The 19644-nt window shown below is 72.2% G+C and carries 19 protein-coding genes; 16 read left to right on the top strand and 3 right to left on the bottom strand.

The features are described from left to right. Positions 1-294 (top strand): SDR family oxidoreductase (locus GHR20_RS00005; protein ID WP_153811706.1); only part of this gene is annotated, 294 nt, incomplete at its 5' end. Positions 295-415: 121 nt separating this feature from the next. Here the strand turns inward: GHR20_RS00005 and GHR20_RS38050 are convergent. After that, positions 416-2254 (bottom strand): NAD(P)/FAD-dependent oxidoreductase, encoded by a 1839-nt coding sequence (locus tag GHR20_RS38050; protein WP_275549576.1) that lies wholly within the window; start codon positions 2252-2254, stop codon positions 416-418. A 961-nt stretch (positions 2255-3215) separates the two neighbouring features. Here GHR20_RS38050 and GHR20_RS38055 point away from each other — a divergent pair. The 14 genes from GHR20_RS38055 (at position 3216) to GHR20_RS37165 (ending at position 16302) form a co-directional block, all read left to right on the top strand. Further along, on the top strand, positions 3216-3602 hold the full coding sequence (locus tag GHR20_RS38055; protein WP_275549577.1) for an MFS transporter: 387 nt from the start codon (positions 3216-3218) through the stop codon (positions 3600-3602). Further along, the gene (locus GHR20_RS38060) at positions 3572-3865 is read left to right on the top strand and encodes an MFS transporter (protein WP_275549578.1); all 294 of its coding nucleotides are present in this window, start codon (positions 3572-3574) and stop codon (positions 3863-3865) included. The genes GHR20_RS38055 and GHR20_RS38060 overlap by 31 nt, the downstream gene beginning before the upstream one ends. Positions 3866-4006: 141 nt before the next feature. Beyond that, entirely contained in the window at positions 4007-4366 is a 360-nt protein-coding gene (locus tag GHR20_RS37155) for a hypothetical protein (RefSeq protein ID WP_243877795.1), read from the top strand. Next, the gene (locus tag GHR20_RS37160; protein WP_243877797.1) at positions 4336-4686 is read left to right on the top strand and encodes a hypothetical protein; all 351 of its coding nucleotides are present in this window, start codon (positions 4336-4338) and stop codon (positions 4684-4686) included. Before GHR20_RS37155 ends, GHR20_RS37160 begins: the two co-directional genes overlap by 31 nt. Before the next feature lie 972 nt (positions 4687-5658). Beyond that, positions 5659-6768, top strand: coding sequence for a cytochrome P450 (locus GHR20_RS00020; RefSeq protein ID WP_243877798.1), 1110 nt, complete (start codon positions 5659-5661; stop codon positions 6766-6768). 133 nt (positions 6769-6901) lie between these two features. Next, positions 6902-7792, top strand: coding sequence for an alpha/beta hydrolase (locus GHR20_RS00025; RefSeq protein ID WP_153811707.1), 891 nt, complete (start codon positions 6902-6904; stop codon positions 7790-7792). Between the two features lie 349 nt (positions 7793-8141). Further along, complete coding sequence (locus GHR20_RS00030; RefSeq protein ID WP_237520366.1) at positions 8142-8936, top strand: thioesterase family protein; 795 nt, start codon at positions 8142-8144, stop codon at positions 8934-8936. Between the two features lie 107 nt (positions 8937-9043). Beyond that, a complete protein-coding gene (locus GHR20_RS00035; RefSeq protein WP_243877800.1) occupies positions 9044-10912 on the top strand; it encodes a fatty acyl-AMP ligase in 1869 nt (622 codons plus the stop codon). Beyond that, a complete protein-coding gene (locus GHR20_RS00040; RefSeq protein ID WP_153811708.1) occupies positions 10909-11898 on the top strand; it encodes an acyl-CoA desaturase in 990 nt (329 codons plus the stop codon). Before GHR20_RS00035 ends, GHR20_RS00040 begins: the two co-directional genes overlap by 4 nt. Positions 11899-11901: 3 nt before the next feature. After that, a complete protein-coding gene (locus tag GHR20_RS00045) occupies positions 11902-12843 on the top strand; it encodes an acyl-CoA desaturase (RefSeq protein ID WP_153811709.1) in 942 nt (313 codons plus the stop codon). Between the two features lie 721 nt (positions 12844-13564). Then, positions 13565-13846, top strand: a complete 282-nt coding sequence (locus GHR20_RS00050) for an acyl carrier protein (RefSeq protein WP_111587062.1) — start codon at positions 13565-13567, stop codon at positions 13844-13846. A 34-nt stretch (positions 13847-13880) separates the two neighbouring features. Beyond that, positions 13881-14984 carry a fatty acid desaturase gene (locus GHR20_RS00055; RefSeq protein ID WP_153811710.1) on the top strand — a complete coding sequence of 368 codons (1104 nt, stop codon included), beginning with the start codon at positions 13881-13883 and terminating at the stop codon, positions 14982-14984. Beyond that, complete coding sequence (locus GHR20_RS00060) at positions 14981-15949, top strand: alpha/beta fold hydrolase (protein WP_153811711.1); 969 nt, start codon at positions 14981-14983, stop codon at positions 15947-15949. Before GHR20_RS00055 ends, GHR20_RS00060 begins: the two co-directional genes overlap by 4 nt. A 26-nt stretch (positions 15950-15975) precedes the next feature. Next, positions 15976-16302 carry a rubredoxin gene (locus tag GHR20_RS37165; RefSeq protein ID WP_243878272.1) on the top strand — a complete coding sequence of 109 codons (327 nt, stop codon included), beginning with the start codon at positions 15976-15978 and terminating at the stop codon, positions 16300-16302. Here GHR20_RS37165 and GHR20_RS00070 read toward each other — a convergent pair. Both GHR20_RS00070 and GHR20_RS00075 read right to left on the bottom strand, forming a co-directional pair. Then, a complete protein-coding gene (locus GHR20_RS00070; RefSeq protein ID WP_153811713.1) occupies positions 16250-16861 on the bottom strand; it encodes a dihydrofolate reductase family protein in 612 nt (203 codons plus the stop codon). The genes GHR20_RS37165 and GHR20_RS00070 overlap by 53 nt on opposite strands. 453 nt (positions 16862-17314) lie before the next feature. Then, entirely contained in the window at positions 17315-17962 is a 648-nt protein-coding gene (locus tag GHR20_RS00075) for a TetR/AcrR family transcriptional regulator C-terminal domain-containing protein (RefSeq protein WP_153811714.1), read from the bottom strand. Positions 17963-18155: 193 nt separating this feature from the next. Between GHR20_RS00075 and GHR20_RS00080 the strand changes: the two genes are divergently transcribed. Continuing rightward, on the top strand, positions 18156-19643 hold the full coding sequence (locus GHR20_RS00080) for an APC family permease (RefSeq protein ID WP_153811715.1): 1488 nt from the start codon (positions 18156-18158) through the stop codon (positions 19641-19643). Position 19644: the final 1 nt, after the last annotated feature.

Consider the following 19644-nt stretch of genomic DNA (forward strand, 5'->3'; position numbering starts at 1 on the left):
TTCGCCAAGGACGCCGCGGGCACCGGTGTCACCGTCAACTCCGTCATCGCCGGCCCCACCCGCACCGGCGGGGTCGAGGAGTTCGTCCGCGAACTCGTCGGCACCGAACTGCCCTGGGACGAGGCGCAGCGGGCGTTCATGGTCAGGTACCGGCCCCAGTCCCTGATCCAGCGTCTGATCGAGCCCGAGGAGATCGCCCACATGGTCGTCTACCTGGCCTCCCCGCTGGCCTCCGCGACGACCGGCGGCGCGCTGCGTGTCGACGGCGGCTACGTCGACTCGATCCTCCCCTGAGCCGCCCCCGGGACTCCCCCGGCCCGCCCCCGGTCCGCCCCGGGACTCCCCCGGGCCGTCCCCGGTACTCCCCGGGCCGTCACCGGTCCTCCCCGGGCCGTCCCCGGTCCTCCCTGGGATGTCACCGGCCGGCCGCGCCGTTCCCGGCGAAGCCGCCGCGAGCCCCGGGACCGTGGCGCGGCCCACGCCCCGCCGCGCACCCCGATGCACCCCGGACACGCTGATGCGCCCGCACCTTGCCCGCGTTCGCAGTGGAATTCCGACCAGGGCTACGACGCCACCCTGCGCGCCTTCGGCACACCAGCCTCGCCGATGCGGGCCGCATCCGCGCCGCCGGTGTCTCCAGCTTCCGGCCCGGCCGGCTGAGCAGGCTGCCGGAGGACGCCGCGCCGGCCCCGGCCGCCGGCCAGATCGAGCTGCACCCCGGCCTCCGGCGGCCGGGCCACGCGCGTTCCACGCCCGGCACGGGACCGCCACCGAGGCGTGGAGCCCCACTCGCGCAGGGCGCCGTGCTGGGCAGCCGGTCATCGGCGGCCTGGCCGCCGGGCGCGGGAGGCCCCCCGCCCCCGCCCCTCGCCCGCCGCCAGATCGTCCTGTGCCGGCACCTCCGGCTGGGCAGCATCGTCCTCCCCGAGCCGGCCGCCCCGGCCCGCGTCCGCGAGGACTTCGCCGTCTTCGGCTTCACCCTCACCGCCGAGGAGATGCGGGCCCCGGCCGGACTCGACCGCGGCCTGCGCGCCGGCCCCCGCCCGACGGACTCGACGGGCCCGCACCCACCCCGTCCGGTTTCCGGTCCGGGCGCGCGGCCCGGACCGGAGCCTCCCGGGGGGTCAGGCTGTTCGTGGCGGGCGGACTCGCGGGTGAACGCGGCGGCCAGGTCCTCGGCCGTGAGGTCGCCGGGGTCCAGGCCGAGGATCTGGTCGGACTCCCGGGCGCGTTCGAACATGGCCTGCTCGTAGGCGGCGAGCGCGGCCTGCGTGTCGGCGGGGCGGGCGGCCAGCGCCCGGCCGAGTTCGGCGCCGTCGAGCATGGCCAGGTTGGCGCCCTCGCCGTTGGGAGCGGCGAGGTGCGCGGCGTCGCCGAGGAGGGTCACGCGGGGACGCGGTCCCAGCGGGTGCCGGCCGGCAGGGCGTGCAGGAGGCGCAGGGCCGGGGCGGTGTCGGTGGCGGTGATCAGCGCGGTGAGTTCCGGCGCCCAGCCGGAGAACTCGGCCGCGATCCGCGCGGGCGGCCGCTGCGGGGTCGGTGAAGTCGACGGCGGCGAACCAGTCCTGATCGCGGGTCAGGCCGACGTAGGCGTGCAGGGTGTCGTCGCGCTCCCGGTGGGCGAAGATCTCCCGGCCCCGTGTGGGCACGATCATCGAGCCGCCGCCGACCGCCTTCGCGGTGGCCGGGTGGCGGGTCGCGGCGTCGTACAGGTAGGTCTCCACGACCGACCTGCCGGTGTATGCGGGCACGGCCGCGGTGAGCAGGGGGGGGACGCGGGACCAGGCGCCGTCCGCGCCGACCAGCAGGTGTGTGTCCACGCGCGTGCCGTCGGCGAAGGCCACCTCGTGGCGGCCCCCGCCCAGGGCGCGGGCGCGGGTGACCTTGCGGCCCCAGCGGACGGTGCCGGGCGGCAGCGAGTCGAGGAGGACCCGCCGCAGTTCGCCGCGCTGCACCTCGGGGCGTGTGCCGGTGCCGTCGTCGCTCTGCTCGAACAGGACGGACCCGTCCGTGCGCAGGACCCGCATCGCCTGCCGGCCCTCCAGGACGACGGCCCGGAACTCGTCCGTCAAACCGGCTGTCTCCAGGGCCAGCTGGCCGTTGTAGTCGTGGATGTCGAGCAGTCCGCCCTGTGCGCGGGCGGCCGGTGAGGGTTCCGCCTCGTAGACGGTGACCGGTATGCGGTGCAGGTGCAGGACACGGGCGAGGGTGAGGCCGCCGAGTCCGGCACCGATGATGGTGACATCCGTGGTCATGAGAGGGGGGTCCTTCCCGTCGTGTCGTCAGGCGCTGCGGTGACCGGGCCCGGCGCGGGGCCGGTGTCCGGTGGCTCCACTGTCCGGGCGGGCGTCGACAGTTCACCGACAGGCCGGCGACAGCACCGACAACGGGCCGACACCCGCGCCGGCCGCAAAGCGGCCGAAGAGGGGCGGCCCGTTCGCGCAGCAGGGGTGATGTCCCGCGAGCCTCGCCCCGGCGGGGGTTGAACCTCGCGCGGTGTGAGGACGCGTCGTGGCTCCCTGACCACTTCCGCGACCTGGAGAGTGGGCCGGCTCGCGCGGCCGGCGGACTGACCGTGCGCACGCCGCACCACTGGGACACCATCGGCCTGCTCAGCCCTCGCGGCGCACCCCGGGCGGGCACCGGGAGTACACCGAGGACGACCTCGTACGCCCCTACCGGGTGCCGGCGCTGCGCGGCCTGGGGCCGGGGCTGGACACCATCGCCGTCTGCCTCGACGCCCCGGCGCAGCAGGTCCCGCTCGACGAACTGGCCCAGGTCCCGGACCGATACGCCGCCGCAGGCCCCGCACACGGAGGTGACCTCCGCGACCGGGTCGCCGTGATCATCATTCTCCGCCCGTCTCCGCGCCCGGCGTCAGCCGCCGTGCTGCCGTGCTGCCGTGCTGCCGTGCTGCCGTGCTGCCGTGCTGCCGTGCTGCCCGATCCTGTCGCACGTACGGCCGGGGCGGCGACCGGATAGGCGAGCGCCCAGGCGCCGCGGGACGGCGGAGGGGGCGGGAGGGGCGGGGGTGCCGGTGGGTTCGCGAGGGCGCCCCGCGCCGCCTGACGGGTCGTCATGGTGCGGGCGGGGGCTGTCTGACGTGCCGGAAGAGGAACGCGTCACAGCGCACCGGCGGGCGTTGCCGCGCGTGTTCGTTCGTTGCTAGCTTCACTGCGCAAGTGAGTTGGAATTCCAAACTGAGATGGGACGAACATGAGCCTCCCTGACGGCCGGACCGCCGGCACCCTCAGTCCTCCGGAGGAACGACCGCGGCTCGGGGTGGTCTTCACGGTGATCGCCGCCGGGGTGGCGATGGCCAACCTGGACGTGTTCATCGTCAATGTGGCGCTGCCGGACATCGGGCACCAGTTCTCGGGGACGTCGCTGGCGTCCCTGTCGTGGGTGCTGAACGCGTACGCGGTGGTGTTCGCGGCGCTGCTGGTGCCGGCGGGCAATCTCGCGGACCGGGTCAACCCGCGGACCGCCTATCTGTCGGGCATCGTGCTGTTCACGCTCTCCTCGGTGCTGTGCGCGCTGGCGCCGGGGATCTGGTTCCTGGTCGGGCGCGGGTGCTGCAGGCGGTCGGCGCGGCGATGCTGATCCCCTCCTCGCTGGGTCTGCTGCTGGCGACCGCTCCGCCGGACAAGCGGCTCGCGTCGGTGCGCGGGTGGACGGCGATCAGCGGTGTGGCCAGTGCGCTGGGTCCGGTGCTGGGCGGGCTGCTGACCGATCTGAGCTGGCACTGGGTGTTCCTGGTGAACGTGCCGATCGGGGTGGCCGCGCTGCTGGGCGGGCTGCGGGTGCTGCCGCGGGTTCCCTCCCGGACCTGCCGCGGGCGGACGTGCTCGGTGCCGCCGTGCTGACCGTGTCCATCGCCCTGGTCGCGCTCGGCCTGGTCAAGGGCGACGACTGGGGCTGGGCGTCGGAGAAGTTCCTGGCGCGCTGGTGCTCGGGGTGCTGGGGCTGGTCTGGTTCACGGTGCGTTCCGCCCGCCACGCTCGCCGGTGCTGCCGCTGCCGCTGTTCAAGTTCCGCGGTTTCAGCCCGTCCTCGTTCTCCAACGTGCTGTTCGCCGTCGCCTTCGCGGCCATGCTGCTGTCGACGGTGCTGTGGTGCCAGGACGTGTGGCACTGGTCGGCGGTGCGGACCGGGCTCGCGATCTTCCCCGGGACGCTGCTGCCGCCGGCGCTGGCCATGAGCATCGGGCCGGTCATCCACCGCTTCGGCTCCAGCGTGGTCGCCTTCGCCGGGTGCGTCGTCTTCGGCGCGGGCATCGCCTGGTGGCTGGTGCGGCTCTCGCCGGACGCCGGCTACGCGGGCGGGATGCTGCCCGCATGCTCCTCACCGGCATCGGCGTCGGCCTGACCCTGCCCACGCTGATCAGCGCCGGCGTCTCCGGCCTGCCGCCGCAGAGCTTCTCCACCGGCTCCGGCGTCATCACCATGGCCCGCCAGGCCGGCACCGTCCTCGGCATCTCCCTGCTGGTGGCCACCATGGGCTCCGGCGCCGCCCACCCGGCGGACGCCTTCGACCGGGGCTGGGAGATGACCCTGGGCGCCACCGCGGCCGCCGCGATCGCCTGCCTCTTCGTCGGCACCGTCGGCAAAACCCCCGCCCCACCCGCCCGCACAACCCGCCGGGACGCAGGAGCCGGCCGGGCGGCCGGGGACGCCGGCGGGGCGTAACGGCGCGCCGCCACCGCCCCCTCGGGCCGCCCGCCGGGGCGAGCAAGGCGCCGCGGACGGCGCGTGAGGACGCCCGGCCCCGGCCCGGCCCCCTCGGGCCCGGACCCCGACGCCCCGGCCCGGGCCGGGCCCGGCGAGAGCCGCGCCACGCCAGGAACCGCGCCACGCCAGGAGCCGCACCGCGGCTGGGACCGCACCCGACAGGAGCCGGGCGCGACGGGGCCGGGCCGAGGGGGCCGGCGGCCGGTCAGATCACCCGATCTGACCGGCCGTCAGCTTTTTCCGGGAACCGCGGCACCGAATTCCGTTTTCGCGCGGCGCGTTCGGCGCATGGAGCGCACCGGGGATTCACGCCGTCACATCCGTTCGACACATGGAGACATGACGTACGCCACACCGGTAATGCCGCAACGGGGCGCCGACAACGGTGTCTTTGCTTCCCGCGGAGGCGGACTGCCGTATTCCGTCCGCGTGTTCACGGCCCCGGCGCGGCGGTTGGCACCGCCGACACGCCTTCCCGGCGGACATGACCTTACCGGCGCGTAACTCTTGCGTATCCGCTGATCGCGGGGATTGCCGGGGGGCGACGAAGATTGTTATTGTCGCTCGAACAATCGAGTTGGACATTCCAACTCGACGGCGTACAACGAGTACAGAGAGCCCTTCGGAGTTAGGGCTCTGCACCATTAGCACCGCGAACCACGTGCCCGGCCGGATCACCTGCCTCGGACACGCTGATGCACCGCGCACCACCGGTATTCACCGAACTCGCCCTGTACCGCTCTGAAGGACACCACCCCCGTACCGCACGCACCGCATGCCCGGCTGCCGTCGAATACCCGGAGTGAGAGTGAGCCCCACCAAAACCCTGGCGGACCCGATCGACGTGATGGGCCGTCTGCTGTCCTTCGAGGGCAAACAGGACCCCTACCCCCTGTACGAGCAGATGCGGGCCACGGACCGGTCGTCGACGTGGGCGGCGCCCACCTCTTCGTCACCGGCCATGCCGAATGCGCGCGGGCACTGCGCGAGGCGGACCTGCTGTCGACCGACGCCGCCGTCCAGGACGTACGGCTGCCCGGCTGGCGCGAGCACGCCTCCTGGTCCTGGCTGACGAAGAACATGCTGTTCTCCAACGACCCGGACCACGAGCGCTACCGGCGGTTCTTCTCCAGCGCCTTCTCCGCGCGCGGTGTGGAGGCGTGGCGGCCCCTGGTCGAACGCCGGGCCGCCCGCGCCGTCGAGCGGGTCGCCCGCCTCGCCGCGGACGGGCGGGAGGTCGACCTGGTCGCGGAGTTCTCCTTCCCGATGGCCGCCGGGGTCATCGGGGAACTCCTCGGCATCCCCGACGAGGACCACGACACCTTCCGCGGCGACGTCGGCGACATCACGCTGGCCCTGGAACCGATCCGCGACATGGGCCAGCTCACCGCCGGGGACGCGGCGATGGAACGCCTCGCCGGCTACTTCCACGACCTGGTCGCCCGCCGCCGGGCACAGCCCACCACCGACCTGACCAGCGCCTTCACCGCGGCCCGTGACGCGGGCGGGGAACTGAGCGAGACCGAGCTGGTCGCCAACCTCATGCTGCTGCTGGTCGCCGCCACCGAGGCACCCCAGGACCTGCTCAGCAACATGGTCCGCCTCGCCCTGGAGCACCCCGCCGAGGGTGAACGGCTGCGCACCGAGGCGGACTTCGCGGCCGGCTTCACCGACGAGACCCTGCGTTTCGAGCCGGCCGCCCAGATCCTGAACCGCGTCGCCTCACGCGACCTGGACTTCTTCGGCGTCAAGGTCGCCAAGGGCGTGCCGCTGACCCTGCTCATCGCCGCCGGCAACCGCGACCCGCGCCGCTTCACCGACCCGGGCGTCTTCGACCCCGCCCGCACCGGCAACAGCCCGCTCACCTTCAGCGGCGGCGCCCACTTCTGCCTGGGCGCGGCACTGGCCCGGATGTCCGCGGAGACGGCCGTACCGCTGCTGCTGCGGCGGCTGCCCGCACTGAAGCTCGCCGGGGCGGCGACGTTCCGCGACCAGATCGTCCAGCGCGGCCACGGCCGGCTGCCGGTCACCGCCGGGTGACCGGCTCACCTCCCGGGGGCGGGCACGAGCCCCCGAAGGGGGGTGAGCCACCAGGGGGGCATCCCGCCGCAGGGCGGGCGCGTCCCGTACCGCGGCGACGAGGAAGAACACACTGATGGGGGAGAGCACACCGATGGGCACGAACGTACCGTCCGACGAGGAACTCGCGGCATCGCTCGAGGGCGGCTTCACCAGCGAGTACGCCGACGTCAACGGAGTACGGCTGCACTACGTGAGCGGCGGGAGCGGCGAGCCGCTGTTCCTGCTGCCGGGCTGGCCGGAGACCTGGTGGGAGTACCGCAAGGTGATGCCGGCGCTCGCGGAGCGCTTCCGGGTCGTCGCGGTCGACATCCGCGGCATGGGCGGCTCCAGCCGTCCCGATTCCGGTTACGAGAAGAAGAGCATGGCCGGCGACATCCGTGCCCTGGCCGAGCACCTCGGCTACGAGCGGATCAACATCGCCGGGCACGGCATCGGTGCCATGGTCGCCTTCGCCCACGCCGCGAACCACGAGGCGGCCACCCGCCGCGTCGCGATCATCAACACCACGCACATCGACGACAGTTACCAGGGCTTCCGGCTGATGCCGAAGCCGGAGGACCCGGGCCCGCACCGCTGGTGGCTCGCCTTCAACATCGTGCCCGGCTTCCCCGAACAGGCACTCGCCGGCCGCTACCGCCTCATGGTCGACTACATGCTCGGCCTGAGCCTGGTCGACCCCGACGCCGTGCTGCCGCAGGACCGGGAGGTGTACGCGCAGCGCTACGACACACCCGAGGCGATCCGCGCCAGCCAGGCATGGTTCCAGGCGTACCAGCAGGACATCGACGACTTCCACGGCTACGGCAAGCTGTCCGTGCCCGTCCTCGGTCTCGCCTACGGCGGGTTCTACGACTACATGAACCGCGTCCTGCCCACCTGCGGCAGCGACGTACGCGTCGTCGAGGTCAAGAACACCCGCAACTACATGGTGGAGGAGCAGCCCGAGACCGTCGCGGCCGAACTGACCGCGTTCTTCGGCTGACCCACCCCCGCCCCGACCCCGCCCCCCGACCCCGACCCGACCCGATCCGATCCGATCCGGCCCCCGGCCGGACCCGAGCCGGGGGCCGGGCCGGGGGCCGGGCCGGGGTGGTTCAGGCCCGGCTCGTGCCCGGGCGGGCTCCTGTACAGCCCGCCCGAACGGCACCCCCCGAACGGCATCCCCCGTAACGACCCCCCGTCCCCGCCCGGCAGACAGCACAGAGCCGGACGGACGGGCGGCCGGGCGGGCGGGCAGACAGCCGGGCGGGTCCGGGGGGCGGCCGTACGGCACCCCCTCCCCTCATTTTTTTTCTCTTCTTCCATCCACTCGGACGGGACGCTGTCTTCGCATGCTGAACACTGACGGGGCGACACCGGGAGCCCTCCTGAGAAAACCGGTGAACGGGTGGCTGCGGGCGGACGCGCACCTGCGCGGCTTCGGCGGCTTCCACGGCGGTCTCGCCCTCGCCCTGCTGACCTCCGCGATGCGCGAACACGCGCCCGGACTCGAACTGCAGAGCGTCACCGGCCGGTTCGACCGGCCCGTCGACCCCGGCTTCACCGTGGACAGTTCCCTGGTGCGCGCCGGGCGGACCCTGAGCGTGGTCCGTGCCCTGGCGCAGAGCGAGAAGGGGCCGGCGATCGAGGCGTCCGCGGTGTTCGCCCGCCGCGGTGAGGGCTCCTGGCAGGCGGTGGCCCCCGAGCCGCCCGCGGCGCCGGGGCCCGAGGAGTGCGACGTGTTCGCCATCCCGGCGCAGTTCGTGCCGATCGCCACCAGCATGGAGATCCGCCCCGTCGGCGCGGCCCGCCCGTACGCGGGCGGGCCGGTGCCCGAACTGATCGCGTGGGTACGGCTGGTGGAGGACGACGAGGCGCCCGACGTGCTGCGCTTCGTGCTGCTGATGGACGCGCTCGCCCCTTCCTACGCGGCGATCCTGTCCACCCTCGCGGTCGTGCCGACCGTGGAGCTGACCGTGCGCCCCGCACCGGGGCTCGCCGGCGCCGCCTCCCCGTGGATCCTGCTGCGGGCCACCACCCGCGCCGCCGGGCCCGACGGGTGGGTGGACGAGCAGGTGGACGCCTGGTCGGTGCAGGGCACGCACCTGGGCAGCGCCCATCAGCTGCGGGTGGTCCGCGCCGTGTGACGCGCCCTCGCGTCCGAACGGAGATCACGCACGTGTCCCGCCCGCAGACCGACATGAAAGGCCGTATCCCTGTGAGACCGCTGCCACCGTCCGCCGGATCCTCGCTGGTGCACGTCCTCGAGCACCGCGCCCAGGAGACCCCCGACCGCCTCGCGTTCCGTTTCCTGCCCGACGGGACCGGCGACCACCCGATCGACCGGACCTACCGCGAACTCGCCGACCAGGCCGCCGCCGTCGCGGCCCGCCTCCAGGAGCGCGGCCTGAGCGAGGGCCGGATCATCCTCGCCCTGGACCCCGGACTCGACTACGTCGCCGCCCTGTTCGGCATCATGCGCGCCGGCTGCACCGCCGTACCCTGCTTCCCGCCGTTCGGGCGGCGCGCCACCGCCCGGTTCCTGTCCGTCCTCGACGACTGCGCGCCGCGGGCCGTACTGACCGACCCGCGCTTCGCCGGGCAGAGCGGACAGTTCCACGAACAGCTCACCGCCGGCACCGAAGCGCCGCAGTGGATCTTCCCCGAGCCGGACTTCTACCAGCACCCCGGCAGCGGCGGGACGCCGCCGCGGGCGGTGGAACCAGCCCTGATCCAGTACAGCTCGGGCTCCACCGGCGACCCCAAGGGCATCGTCCTGACCCACGAGAACCTGCTCAGCAACTGCCGGGTCCTGGACGCCCACATGGGTTACGAGGAGGACCGCGTCGGCTGCTCCTGGCTCCCGCCCTACCACGACATGGGACTGATGGGCACCATCATGCTGGCCGTCCACGGCGGCTGGCCCCTGGTGATGCTCTCCCCCATCCACTTCGTGCAGGACCCCTACCGGTGGCTCAAAGCCATCACCGACCACAAGGTCACCATCTCCGTCGGCCCGAACTTCGCGTTCGACCTGTGCGCGCAGAGCATCGGCGACGAGGAGAGGGCCACCCTCGACCTGAGCCGGCTGCGGCAGGTGTTCTGCGGCAGCGAACCCGTCTCCGGCAACACCATGGAACGCTTCCGGGAACGGTTCGCACCCGTCGGCTTCGACGCCGGCAGCCTCATCCCGTGCTACGGCCTCGCCGAAGCCACCCTCTTCGTCTCCGGCAAACCCGAGGCCGACGACACCATCCGCACCCAGTGGCTCGACAAGGACGCCCTGGAACGCGGGCGGGCACGCCGCGCCCAGAACCCGGGCGGGGCGGACGCGGTGCGGGTGGTCAGCTGCGGGGTGATCGCCGAGAACCACGAGGTGATCGTCGTCGACCCGCACACCCTGACCCCGCTGCCCGACGGCGGGATCGGCGAGATCTGGGTCCACGGCGCCAGCGTGGCCGCCGGCTACCTGGGACGCCCCGAACTGAGCGCGAGCACCTTCGGCGCCCGCCCCGCCGGCCACAGCGGCGACGCCGCGTTCCTGCGCACCGGGGACCTCGGCTTCTTCCTCGACGGGGAACTGTTCGTCACCGGACGCCTCAAGGACCTCATCGTCATCAGCGGCCGCAACCTGCACCCCCAGGACATCGAGCACTCCGCGCTGCACTGCCACCAGGACCTGCGCCGCACCGCCGCGTTCTCCGTGCCCAGCACGACACGCGACGAGGAGGAGGTCGTCCTGGTCGCCGAATTCCGCGGCACCGCCAAGGAGTTCGCCTTGCGCGAGAAGGAACTCCTGGAACGCGTGACCGCCGCGGTGACCGAGGACCACGGGGTACGGCCCGCCCGGATACACATCGGACCGCCCGGAACCGTCCTGATGACCACCAGCGGCAAGGTCCGCCGCCGCGACACCCGCACCGCGTACCTGGACGGCACCCTCAAGGCATTCCCCACCACCCCACCAGCCGACACACCCGCCACAACACCAGCGGGCACACCGGCCGCCACACCAGCGGGCACACCGGCCGACACACCCGCCACACCCGCCACAACACCGGCGGGCACAGCGTCCGGCGCACCGGCGGGCGCGGCGGCGGGCACTCCGGCGGGCGTGTCGTGAGCGGCACCCGGGCAGGAGCGGGCCGGGCGCCGGCACGCGCCACGGCCGCGGGAGCGGGCGCGGCGGAGGCGGGGGCGGACCGGGGCGCGCGCAGGCTCGCCTGGATCACCGTGGGCGTGCCCACCCTGGGCACCGCCGCCGCCGTCGTCTTCGCCGTGCGCTACGGATTCACCTGGACGGACGCCCTGCTGCTGGTGGTGATGTACGCGATCACCTCACTGGGCGTCGAGGGCGGATTCCACCGCTTCTTCTCCCACCGCTCCTTCGCGGCCGGCCCCGTCGTCACCACCTTGTGGGGCATCGCGGGAAGCATGGCGGCACAGGGACCGGTCGTGTTCTGGGTCGCCATCCACCGCCAGCACCACGCCTTCACCGACAAGGACGGCGACCCGCATTCACCGCGGGCGCTCGGCCCGGGACTGGCCGGGCGGCTGCGCGGGTTCTGGCACGGCCACGTGGGCTGGCTGTTCACCGTCCAGCGCCAGGACTGGGCCCGGCGGGCCCCCGACATGGTCCGCGACCGGCTGGTGATGCGCCTGAACCAGTACTACTTCGTGTGGGTGCTGGCCGGGCTCGCGCTGCCGGCACTCGCGGGCTGGCTCCTGTCGGGGGGAACGGCGCGCGGCGCGGCCGGCGGGCTGCTGTGGGGCGGGCTGGCCCGGATCTTCCTGCTGGACCACGTCACCTGGGCGGTGAACTCGATCGGCCACACCGTCGGCGCCCGGCCCTACCGCACCCGGGACACCAGCCGCAACGTCGCCCCCCTCGCGGCGATCTCGGTGGGCGGCTCCTGGCACAACAACCACCACGCACGGCCCTCGCTGGCCCACAACCGGCACAACCTCCTCCAGATCGACCCGACAGGCGCGGTCATCCGGGCCCTGGACGCCGTCGGACTCATCCGCGACGCCCGCTACCCCGACCGCATGCGCCCCGATCAGGGCCCCGGGACACGGTCCATGCCGAACCAACAGGAAGGGAGCTGAACGATGTCCGCGACCGCGGCAACCAACGCTGTCGTCCGGCTCGACCCCGTCAGCCTGCGGATCAAGCGGTTCTCCGCCCTGACCACGATGACCCTGCCGCTGGCCGGTACGGCGGCCGCCGGGTACCTGCTGTGGACAGGACGCTTCACCGCGACGGATCTGTGGCTGTTCGCCGCCATGTACTTCGTGCACATGTTCGGGATCACGGTGGGGTTCCACCGCTACCTCGCCCACAAGGCGTTCAAGACATCACCCGCCTTCGAGGCGGTCATGATGATCGCCGGGTCGATGGGGGCGCAGGGCCCGCTGATGTTCTGGGTCATCACCCACCGCCGCCACCACCGCTTCAGCGACCAGGACGGCGACCCCCACTCCCCCAACCTGCACGGGTGGGCGTTCAAGGCCCGGATGCGCGGCCTGTGGTACGCGCACATGCCGTGGATGCTCAGCCCCGAGGCCAGCAAGGTCACCGTGTTCGGCCCCGACGTGCTGCGCAGCCGGCGGCTGATGTTCTTCAACCGCACCTACCCGCAGTGGGTACTGCTGGGCCTTCTCCTGCCGGCCGTGATCGACTTCGCGGTCGTACGGACCCCGATGGCACTGCTCGGCGGCCTCGTCTTCGGCGGCCTCGCCCGGATCTTCGTCGCCAACCAGGCGGCCTGGTGCGTGGGCTCGATCTGCCACGCCTTCGGCGGACGCCCCTTCGACAACGAGGACCACAGCGCCAACAACTGGCCGGTCGCGGTGTTCACCTTCGGTGAGGGACTCCAGAACAACCACCACGCCTTCCCCGGCTCCTACCGGCACGGCGTCACCTGGTGGGAACCCGACCTCAGCGGCTGGCTGCTGATGGGACTCGGCCGGCTGCGTGTCGTATGGAACCTGCGCGAACCCGACAAGGAGACCATCACCCGGCGCCGGCAGGAAGCCAAGACCGCGGCCTGAGCCCCGGCACCACACCCAGGCGCACCCACAGGCGGAACACGGCAGCCCCCCGAGGGGGGGCAGGGCCGTGGCCGGGCACGAGACGGCGGAGCCCGCACGCGGGAACCGCACCCGGCAGACGGGACACCACAGCCCGGGAAACGGGCCCGCACCCGCCCACGGACACCGCAAGCCCGGGAAACGGGCCCGCAGCCGCCCACGGGACACCACGGGCCCCAGACCCGGGGCCGCACCCGCAGCCGTACGTGAAGCACGGCGACCCCCTGGGGGGCGTACCCAGCGGGTGAGACGTCGCCCCCCGGGGGGCGGGGCCGCACCCGGCAGGTGAACCACCGCGGACCACGGCCAGGGCCGCACCCGCACACGGTGAGACCGCGGGCCCGAGAGGCAGGGGCCGCACCCAGCAGGCGCACCACCGCGGCCCCAGGACCGGGTCCGCGGCCGCACCTCCAGCACGGCGGCCCGAACACAGGGGCCGCACCCGGCAGACACACCACCGCGGCCCGAGAAACAAGGGCCGCACCCGCACACGGTGAGGACGCGGGCCCGAGAAACAAGGGCCGCGGCCGCGCCTCCAGCACGGCGGCCCGAGCACAGGGGCCGCACCCGGCAGACGCATCACCGCGGCCCGAGAAACGGGGGCCGCACCCGGCAGACGCACCATCGCGGGCCCCGCAACCGGGGGCCGCACCCAGCAGGTGAGAGAGGAAAGGGCACATCCATGTTCAACCGCAAGAAGGTCCAGCGTCCCCAGGGGCCCCTGACCGAACAGGCGTTGCGCCAGTGGCTCGTCGACTACCTCGTCGTCCACGTCGAGATACCCCGCGAGGACATCGACACCTCCAAGACGTTCGAAGCCTACGGCCTGGACTCACGCGTCGCCGTGCAGGTCTCCGGCGCCCTGGAGAAGGTCATCGAACGCCGCCTGTCCCCCGGCCTGCTCTACGAGTACCAGTCCATCGACGCGCTCACCGAACACCTCGCCGCGGAACTCAAGCTCTAGCCACCGGGCAGAAGAAGAGGAAGGAGAACAGGACATGGGTGCATTCGACTTCCCCTCGGCACCGCAGGAGACCTTCCGGGCCTTCATGCGCCAGGCGGAGCAGCTGGAGGGGGAACGCCTGGCGGGCGCGATACCCAAGGAGTACTTCGAGCCGCGCGTCAGCCGCGGCCTGATCGGGTTCACGGTCAGCTGGCTGCTCTACGCGGGCGCCCTCGTGGGCGTGGCGTACGCGCCGAGCCCGCTGCTGTGGATCCCGCTGTGGATCGTGGCGGGACTCGGCGGCTGGGGACTGCACTGCATCGCCCACGACTGCGGACACGGCTCGTTCTCGCGTTCACGCAGGTTCAACTACGCGATCGGGCACACAGCACTGCTGCCGCTGATCTACCCCTTCCACGCCTGGCGGCACGTCCACAACATGCACCACAGCAGCACCAACCACCTCGAATTCGACACCGACTGGCGCCCCGTACCGGCCGGCATGTTCGAACGGATGTCGCTGTGGGACAAGACGGTGTACGTGTCCACGCGCACCTGGGCGTTCTGGGGCGGCACCATCAACTACTGGGCCGAATCCGCCCTGCGCCCCGGCTTCTTCCCCAAAGCGGGCCAGCGACGCGAGGTACGGCGCTCGATGCTGTTCGTCGCCGCGGTGACCGTGCCCTACGCCGCCGCGCTGGTCTACTTCACCGGCTTCACCGGACTGCTGATCTACTTCGTCGCGCCCTGGCTCGCCACCCACGCCTGGTTCAGCGCCACCACACTGATGCACCACAGCGCCAGCGACATCCCCTACCTGACCGCCGAGCACTGGACACGCAACGCCAGCCGGCTCCTGGTCACCACCGACTACGTGTACCCGCGCTGGCTGCTGTTCCTGACACACAACATCTCCATCCACACCGCCCACCACGTCGCCCCCGTCATCCCCTACTACAACCTGCCCAAAGCACAGGAAACACTCAAGGCCCGCTACCCGGGAATGGTCCGCGAACGCCGGTTCTCGTTCGGGCAGATGTGGGACATCGTGCGCCACCTGCACTTCTACGACACCGAGTCCGGGTACTACGCGGACCTCGCGCGCAACAAGGTGGAACCGAACACCACCGTGCCCTCGCCCACGAAGAGCGCCCCGTGACCAGCCGGTGGATACGCCGCCACGCCCACCGCACAGCGACCGCGCTGACACCCCGCCTGGCGGCACGCTGGGCCACCGACGTGTTCTCCAGCACCCGCACCTACGGACTGCACCCCGACGACGTCCTGCCCCTGGGCGCGGTCCCCTTCACCGTCCACGGCGACGACCACGTCACCGACGGGTTCCTGTGGAACGAGAACGCCACCCAGGGCAGCGCGCTCCTCGTCCACGGATGGGCCGCCAACAGCAGCAGCATGCACTCCCTCGTCCCCCCACTACGCGCCCACGGACTACGCGTCGCCGCGTTCGACGGACCCGCCCACGGCGCACGCCCCGGCAACCAGGCCACCATGACCCAGTACACCCACGCCGTCGGCGCCGTCCTCGACACCCTCGGCGACGTACGCGTGATAGTCGCCCACTCCCTCGGCGCCATCGCCGCGATCGGCGCCCTCGCCACACACACCGGCCACCCACCCCAATGCGCGGTACTGATCGCCCCATGCGCCACCCTCGGCCACGTCCTCGAACGCTGGGACGGCGCCGGACTCCACCTCACCCCCACCCTCATCCACCAGATCCGCCAGGAACTCCACCACCGCAACGGCGTCCCCGTCACCCACTGGGACCTCGTAGGACTCGGCGCCCCACTCGACCTCCCCACCCTCGTCCTCCACGACCCGGGCGACCCCCTCGTCCCCTACACCGACGCCCAAGCAGTGACAACCGGCCTGAAAAACGCCCGCCTCACCGCCACCAACGGCGGCCACATGAGCATCCTCACCTCCCCCACCACCACCACCCACCTCACCCACTTCACCACCCAACACCTCACCCCACCCACCACCCACCCACACCCCCACACACACACCCACACCAACCCACACCCGCAGACGCACACCAACACCCACACCCACACCCACACCCACACCCACACGCACGCGCGCCACAAAGGAACACCATGAACAACACCCCCGGCACACGCACCTGGATGTGCCTCCTCTGCGGCTGGGTCTACTACGAAACCCTCGGCCTCCCCGACGAAGGCATCCCCCCCGGCACCCCCTGGGAAAACATCCCCCCACCTGGCAATGCCCCACCTGCGGCGCCACCAAAGAAGACTTCACCATGGAACAACTCTAAAAACACCCACACCACCACCACCAACACCCGAAAAACGGTGACTCCCCCGGTGCACCCGGAGATACGCGACTTCTACGCCGACCGGGAGCAGGTACTGCGGGACGGGAACGCCCGGTTGCCGCTCATCCGGCGTCTCGTCTGCGGTAGCGGATATGAGTGGTCAACGGAGAGCTGAGCACCTCGACGGGCTCGAAGTCGAAGGTCTCGACGCCGTCGAACAGGCGCTCGCCGCTGCCGAGTAGGACAGGTGCGATGTCGAGGGTGAGCTCATCGATCACGCCGGCGTCGAGTGCCTGTCGAACCGTCGAAGCACCGCCGGCGATGTCCACACCCCTGCCATCGGCGGCCTCGAGCGCCTGCGCGTAAGCGGCGTCGAAGCCTTCGGTGACGAAGTGGAAAGTGGTCCCTCCCGCCATCTCGATCGGTTCGTGGGCGTAGTGGGTGAGCACGAAGACCGGGGCGTGGTAGGGGGGCTCGGGGCCCCACCATCCGTCCCAGCTCTCGTTCCACTCACCTCGGATGGGCCCGAACATGTTCCGGCCCATGACGTAGGCACCACGCGGGCGCATCAGCCAACTGGTGGCCTTACGGTCGGCTTCGGTCGCGCGCGGGTCGCCGATGTGCCAGCCGTGCAGCTCTTGGCCGCGCTTGCCCAGCGGATGGTCTCGGCTCTGCTCGGCTCCGGCGACGAAGCCGTCGAGAGAGATCGACATGTGGCAGGTGGTGTCGGACATCAGCTTCTCTCTGGAGGCAGCGGTTGCGGGTCGTCGCGAGGTCATCGGACCACACGGCATATGCACAGACTGGCAGAGACGGCCGAACTCATCGCGACATCCGGTAGCCGTCGACGCTCTGGCTGCCGCGTGATCGGACGGACCCTCGCCGCCCACACACCGAGGGCCAGAGACCGGGCCTCGGGGACCGTTATCGCCGCCAGGCCGACCAATCCCAGGGAAGAACTGACGGCGGGATCAGTCGTGGTCGTCCGGTCGCGGCTTATGAGGCCGGGGTGGGTCTGCCCGTCAGATGTGCGGCCTGGTCGGGCCGTGGCGGGGCCGGGTCGAGCTGGTCGGCCGACCAGAGCGGCGAGTCCGGCGGTTCCGGTGTGTCCGAAGACTGCGTGCATACGAGTCCTCCTGCTCCGGACGGACGCCGTGCACCGCCCGGCTGGTGTCCCCCACGGTGCCTCAGGGCGTGCCCCCCGGCGCCGCCGCTCCCAGCGCGCTCAGGAGCAGTTCCAGCGCCGTCTCGAACGAGCTGCCCGCCATCAGGGGCAACTCCGCGCGCGCCGCGGCCAGGTGCGGGTGGTCGGTGTCGGGCAGCTCGGCGTAGGCGCCGGTCCAGGCCCGGTCGTCGGCCTCGCGGCGCTCCGGCGGGAGCGCCAGGTGGGCGGCGTCGAGGGCCGCGTGGCCCAGCACGGTGTCGACGAACGCCGAATAGTGGCGTACGGCGTCGGCGTCGCCGAACCCGGCCCGGCGCAGCAGCCCGATCCCCGCGTCCACGGCCCTGACCTCGTGGGGCCGCCGCGTCACCCGGTACGCGGCGAGCGCGGCCACCCGCGGCTGCTCCCGGTAGCCGCGGTGGATCCGCAGCGCCATCTCGCGCAGCGCGTCCCGCCACGGCATGCGGTCGGGCTGGAACCCGGCCATCGCGTCGCCGATGATCCGGTCGGCGACGGACAGCAGCAGATCGTCGGTGTTGTGGAAGTACCGGTACAACGCGCTCGGATCGCAGCCGAGCGCGGCGCCCAGCCGCCGCACGCTCAGCGCGTCCGGGCCGTGCTGCCCGACGAGCCGCAGCGCGCAGTCGACGATCACGTCCTCGGACAGCAGCACCCCCGACCTGGTCGGTCTGCGCCGTCGCCGCTCCGCCGGAATCCGCCCATTCGTCACTGTGCGCGCCCCTTCTCTCGGCTCTGAACCGTTCCGTGGACGCCTTATGTCAACACCATTGACGCAATGTTGACAAGGCCGGTTTGATCGCAGCCTCCCCCCGCACCTCCCGTTCTCCGGCTCCAGGAGTCTGCCCATGAGAAGTGAACCCCCCGTCCTGCGGCGTTCCCTGGGCGTCGTCGACGGCATCGCCATCGCGGCCTCCAGCACGGCCGCCACCACGAGTATCGGCATCGGCATGGGCTCGCTCGCCGCGACCGTGGGCCTTCAGGCGCCGGCGGTCCTGCTGGTGGCGTTCGTCCCGATCCTCGGCATCGCGACGGCGTACGCCCGGCTCAACCGGCACGAGCGGAACATGGGCAGCGGCTACGTCTGGGTCGGTCGCTCGCTCGGTCCCTGGCTCGGCTTCCTCACCGGCTGGGTCACGCTGGTCGGCACCCTGATCTTCATGGCGTACACGAGCGCGGTGACCGGTTCGGTGGTCCTCCAGTTCGCGAACAAGGCCCGGCTGCACTCGGCCGGCGGGCTGCGCCTCGACCCGAACTCGACGGCGCTGTCCACCCTGGTCGGCCTGGTGGTGCTGGCGGCCGTCACGGTCACCGCCGTCACCGGGGTGCGCAAGGCGACCCGGCTCCAGGCGTGGCTGCTGGTCTTCGAGTACGCGGTGCTGCTCGGCTACTGCGGCTGGGCGATGGCCACCGGCGCGCACGCTTTCTCCTGGTCGTGGCTGAACCCGTTCGCCGTGCACGACGGCACCGGCTTCGCCCAGGGCCTGGTCCTCGCGGTGTTCTTCTTCTGGGGCTGGGACGCGGCGTTCAGCGTCACCGAGGAGACCCACGACGTACGGGACGCGGGCCGCGGCGGATTCATCGCGCTGTTCACCATGCTGGCGCTGTTCCTGTACGGGTCCGTGGCCTTCCAGCGCGAGATGTCGCTGCCCGAGCTCCTGGAGCAGGGACCGCAGGCGCTCACCTACCTCGGCGTGAAGCTCGCGGACGAGCCTTGGGCGAGCCTGCCGCTGCTGGCACTGCTGTTCTCGGCAGTGGCGTCACTGCAGTCCAGCGTGATCCCGACGGCGCGCGGGCTGCTGGCGATGGGCCGGGACCGCACGATGGGCCAGGTGTGGACGCGGGTCAGCCCGCGCTACGGCTCCCCGGCGGTCGGCACCGTCCTCGTCACGTCGATCTCTGCGGCCGTGGCGCTGCTGGCGCTCGCCATCCCCAAGCTGAACGAGATGATCCTCGCGGCCGTGAACTCGATCGGCCTCGTGGTCGCCCTGTACTACGGCCTGACCGCGCTCGCCTGCGCGGTGCGCTTCCGAGGCATGCTGCGCACGGCGCCCCGCGAGGCGCTGCGGGCGGTCGTCGCGCCCGGAGTGAGCGGGCTCGCGCTGCTGGGCATCGGCTGCTACCTCGGCCGGGACTACGCGACGATGAGCGGCCACTTCGAGCTCAGCCCGGACAACGGCTGGTTCATGCTGTCGGTGCCCGCCGCGATCGTGCTGTCGGGGCTCGTCATGGCGGCCGTCGCCAAGTACCACCGCCGCTCGCCGTACTTCGTCGCCGGACACAGCGCCGATGTCGGCTCCGAAGCGGTCCCGCTGGCCGCGACCGAAGCTTCCTGAC

Origin of the sequence: Streptomyces sp. SUK 48 (assembly GCF_009650765.1) — a bacterium.
GTDB lineage: Bacteria > Actinomycetota > Actinomycetes > Streptomycetales > Streptomycetaceae > Streptomyces.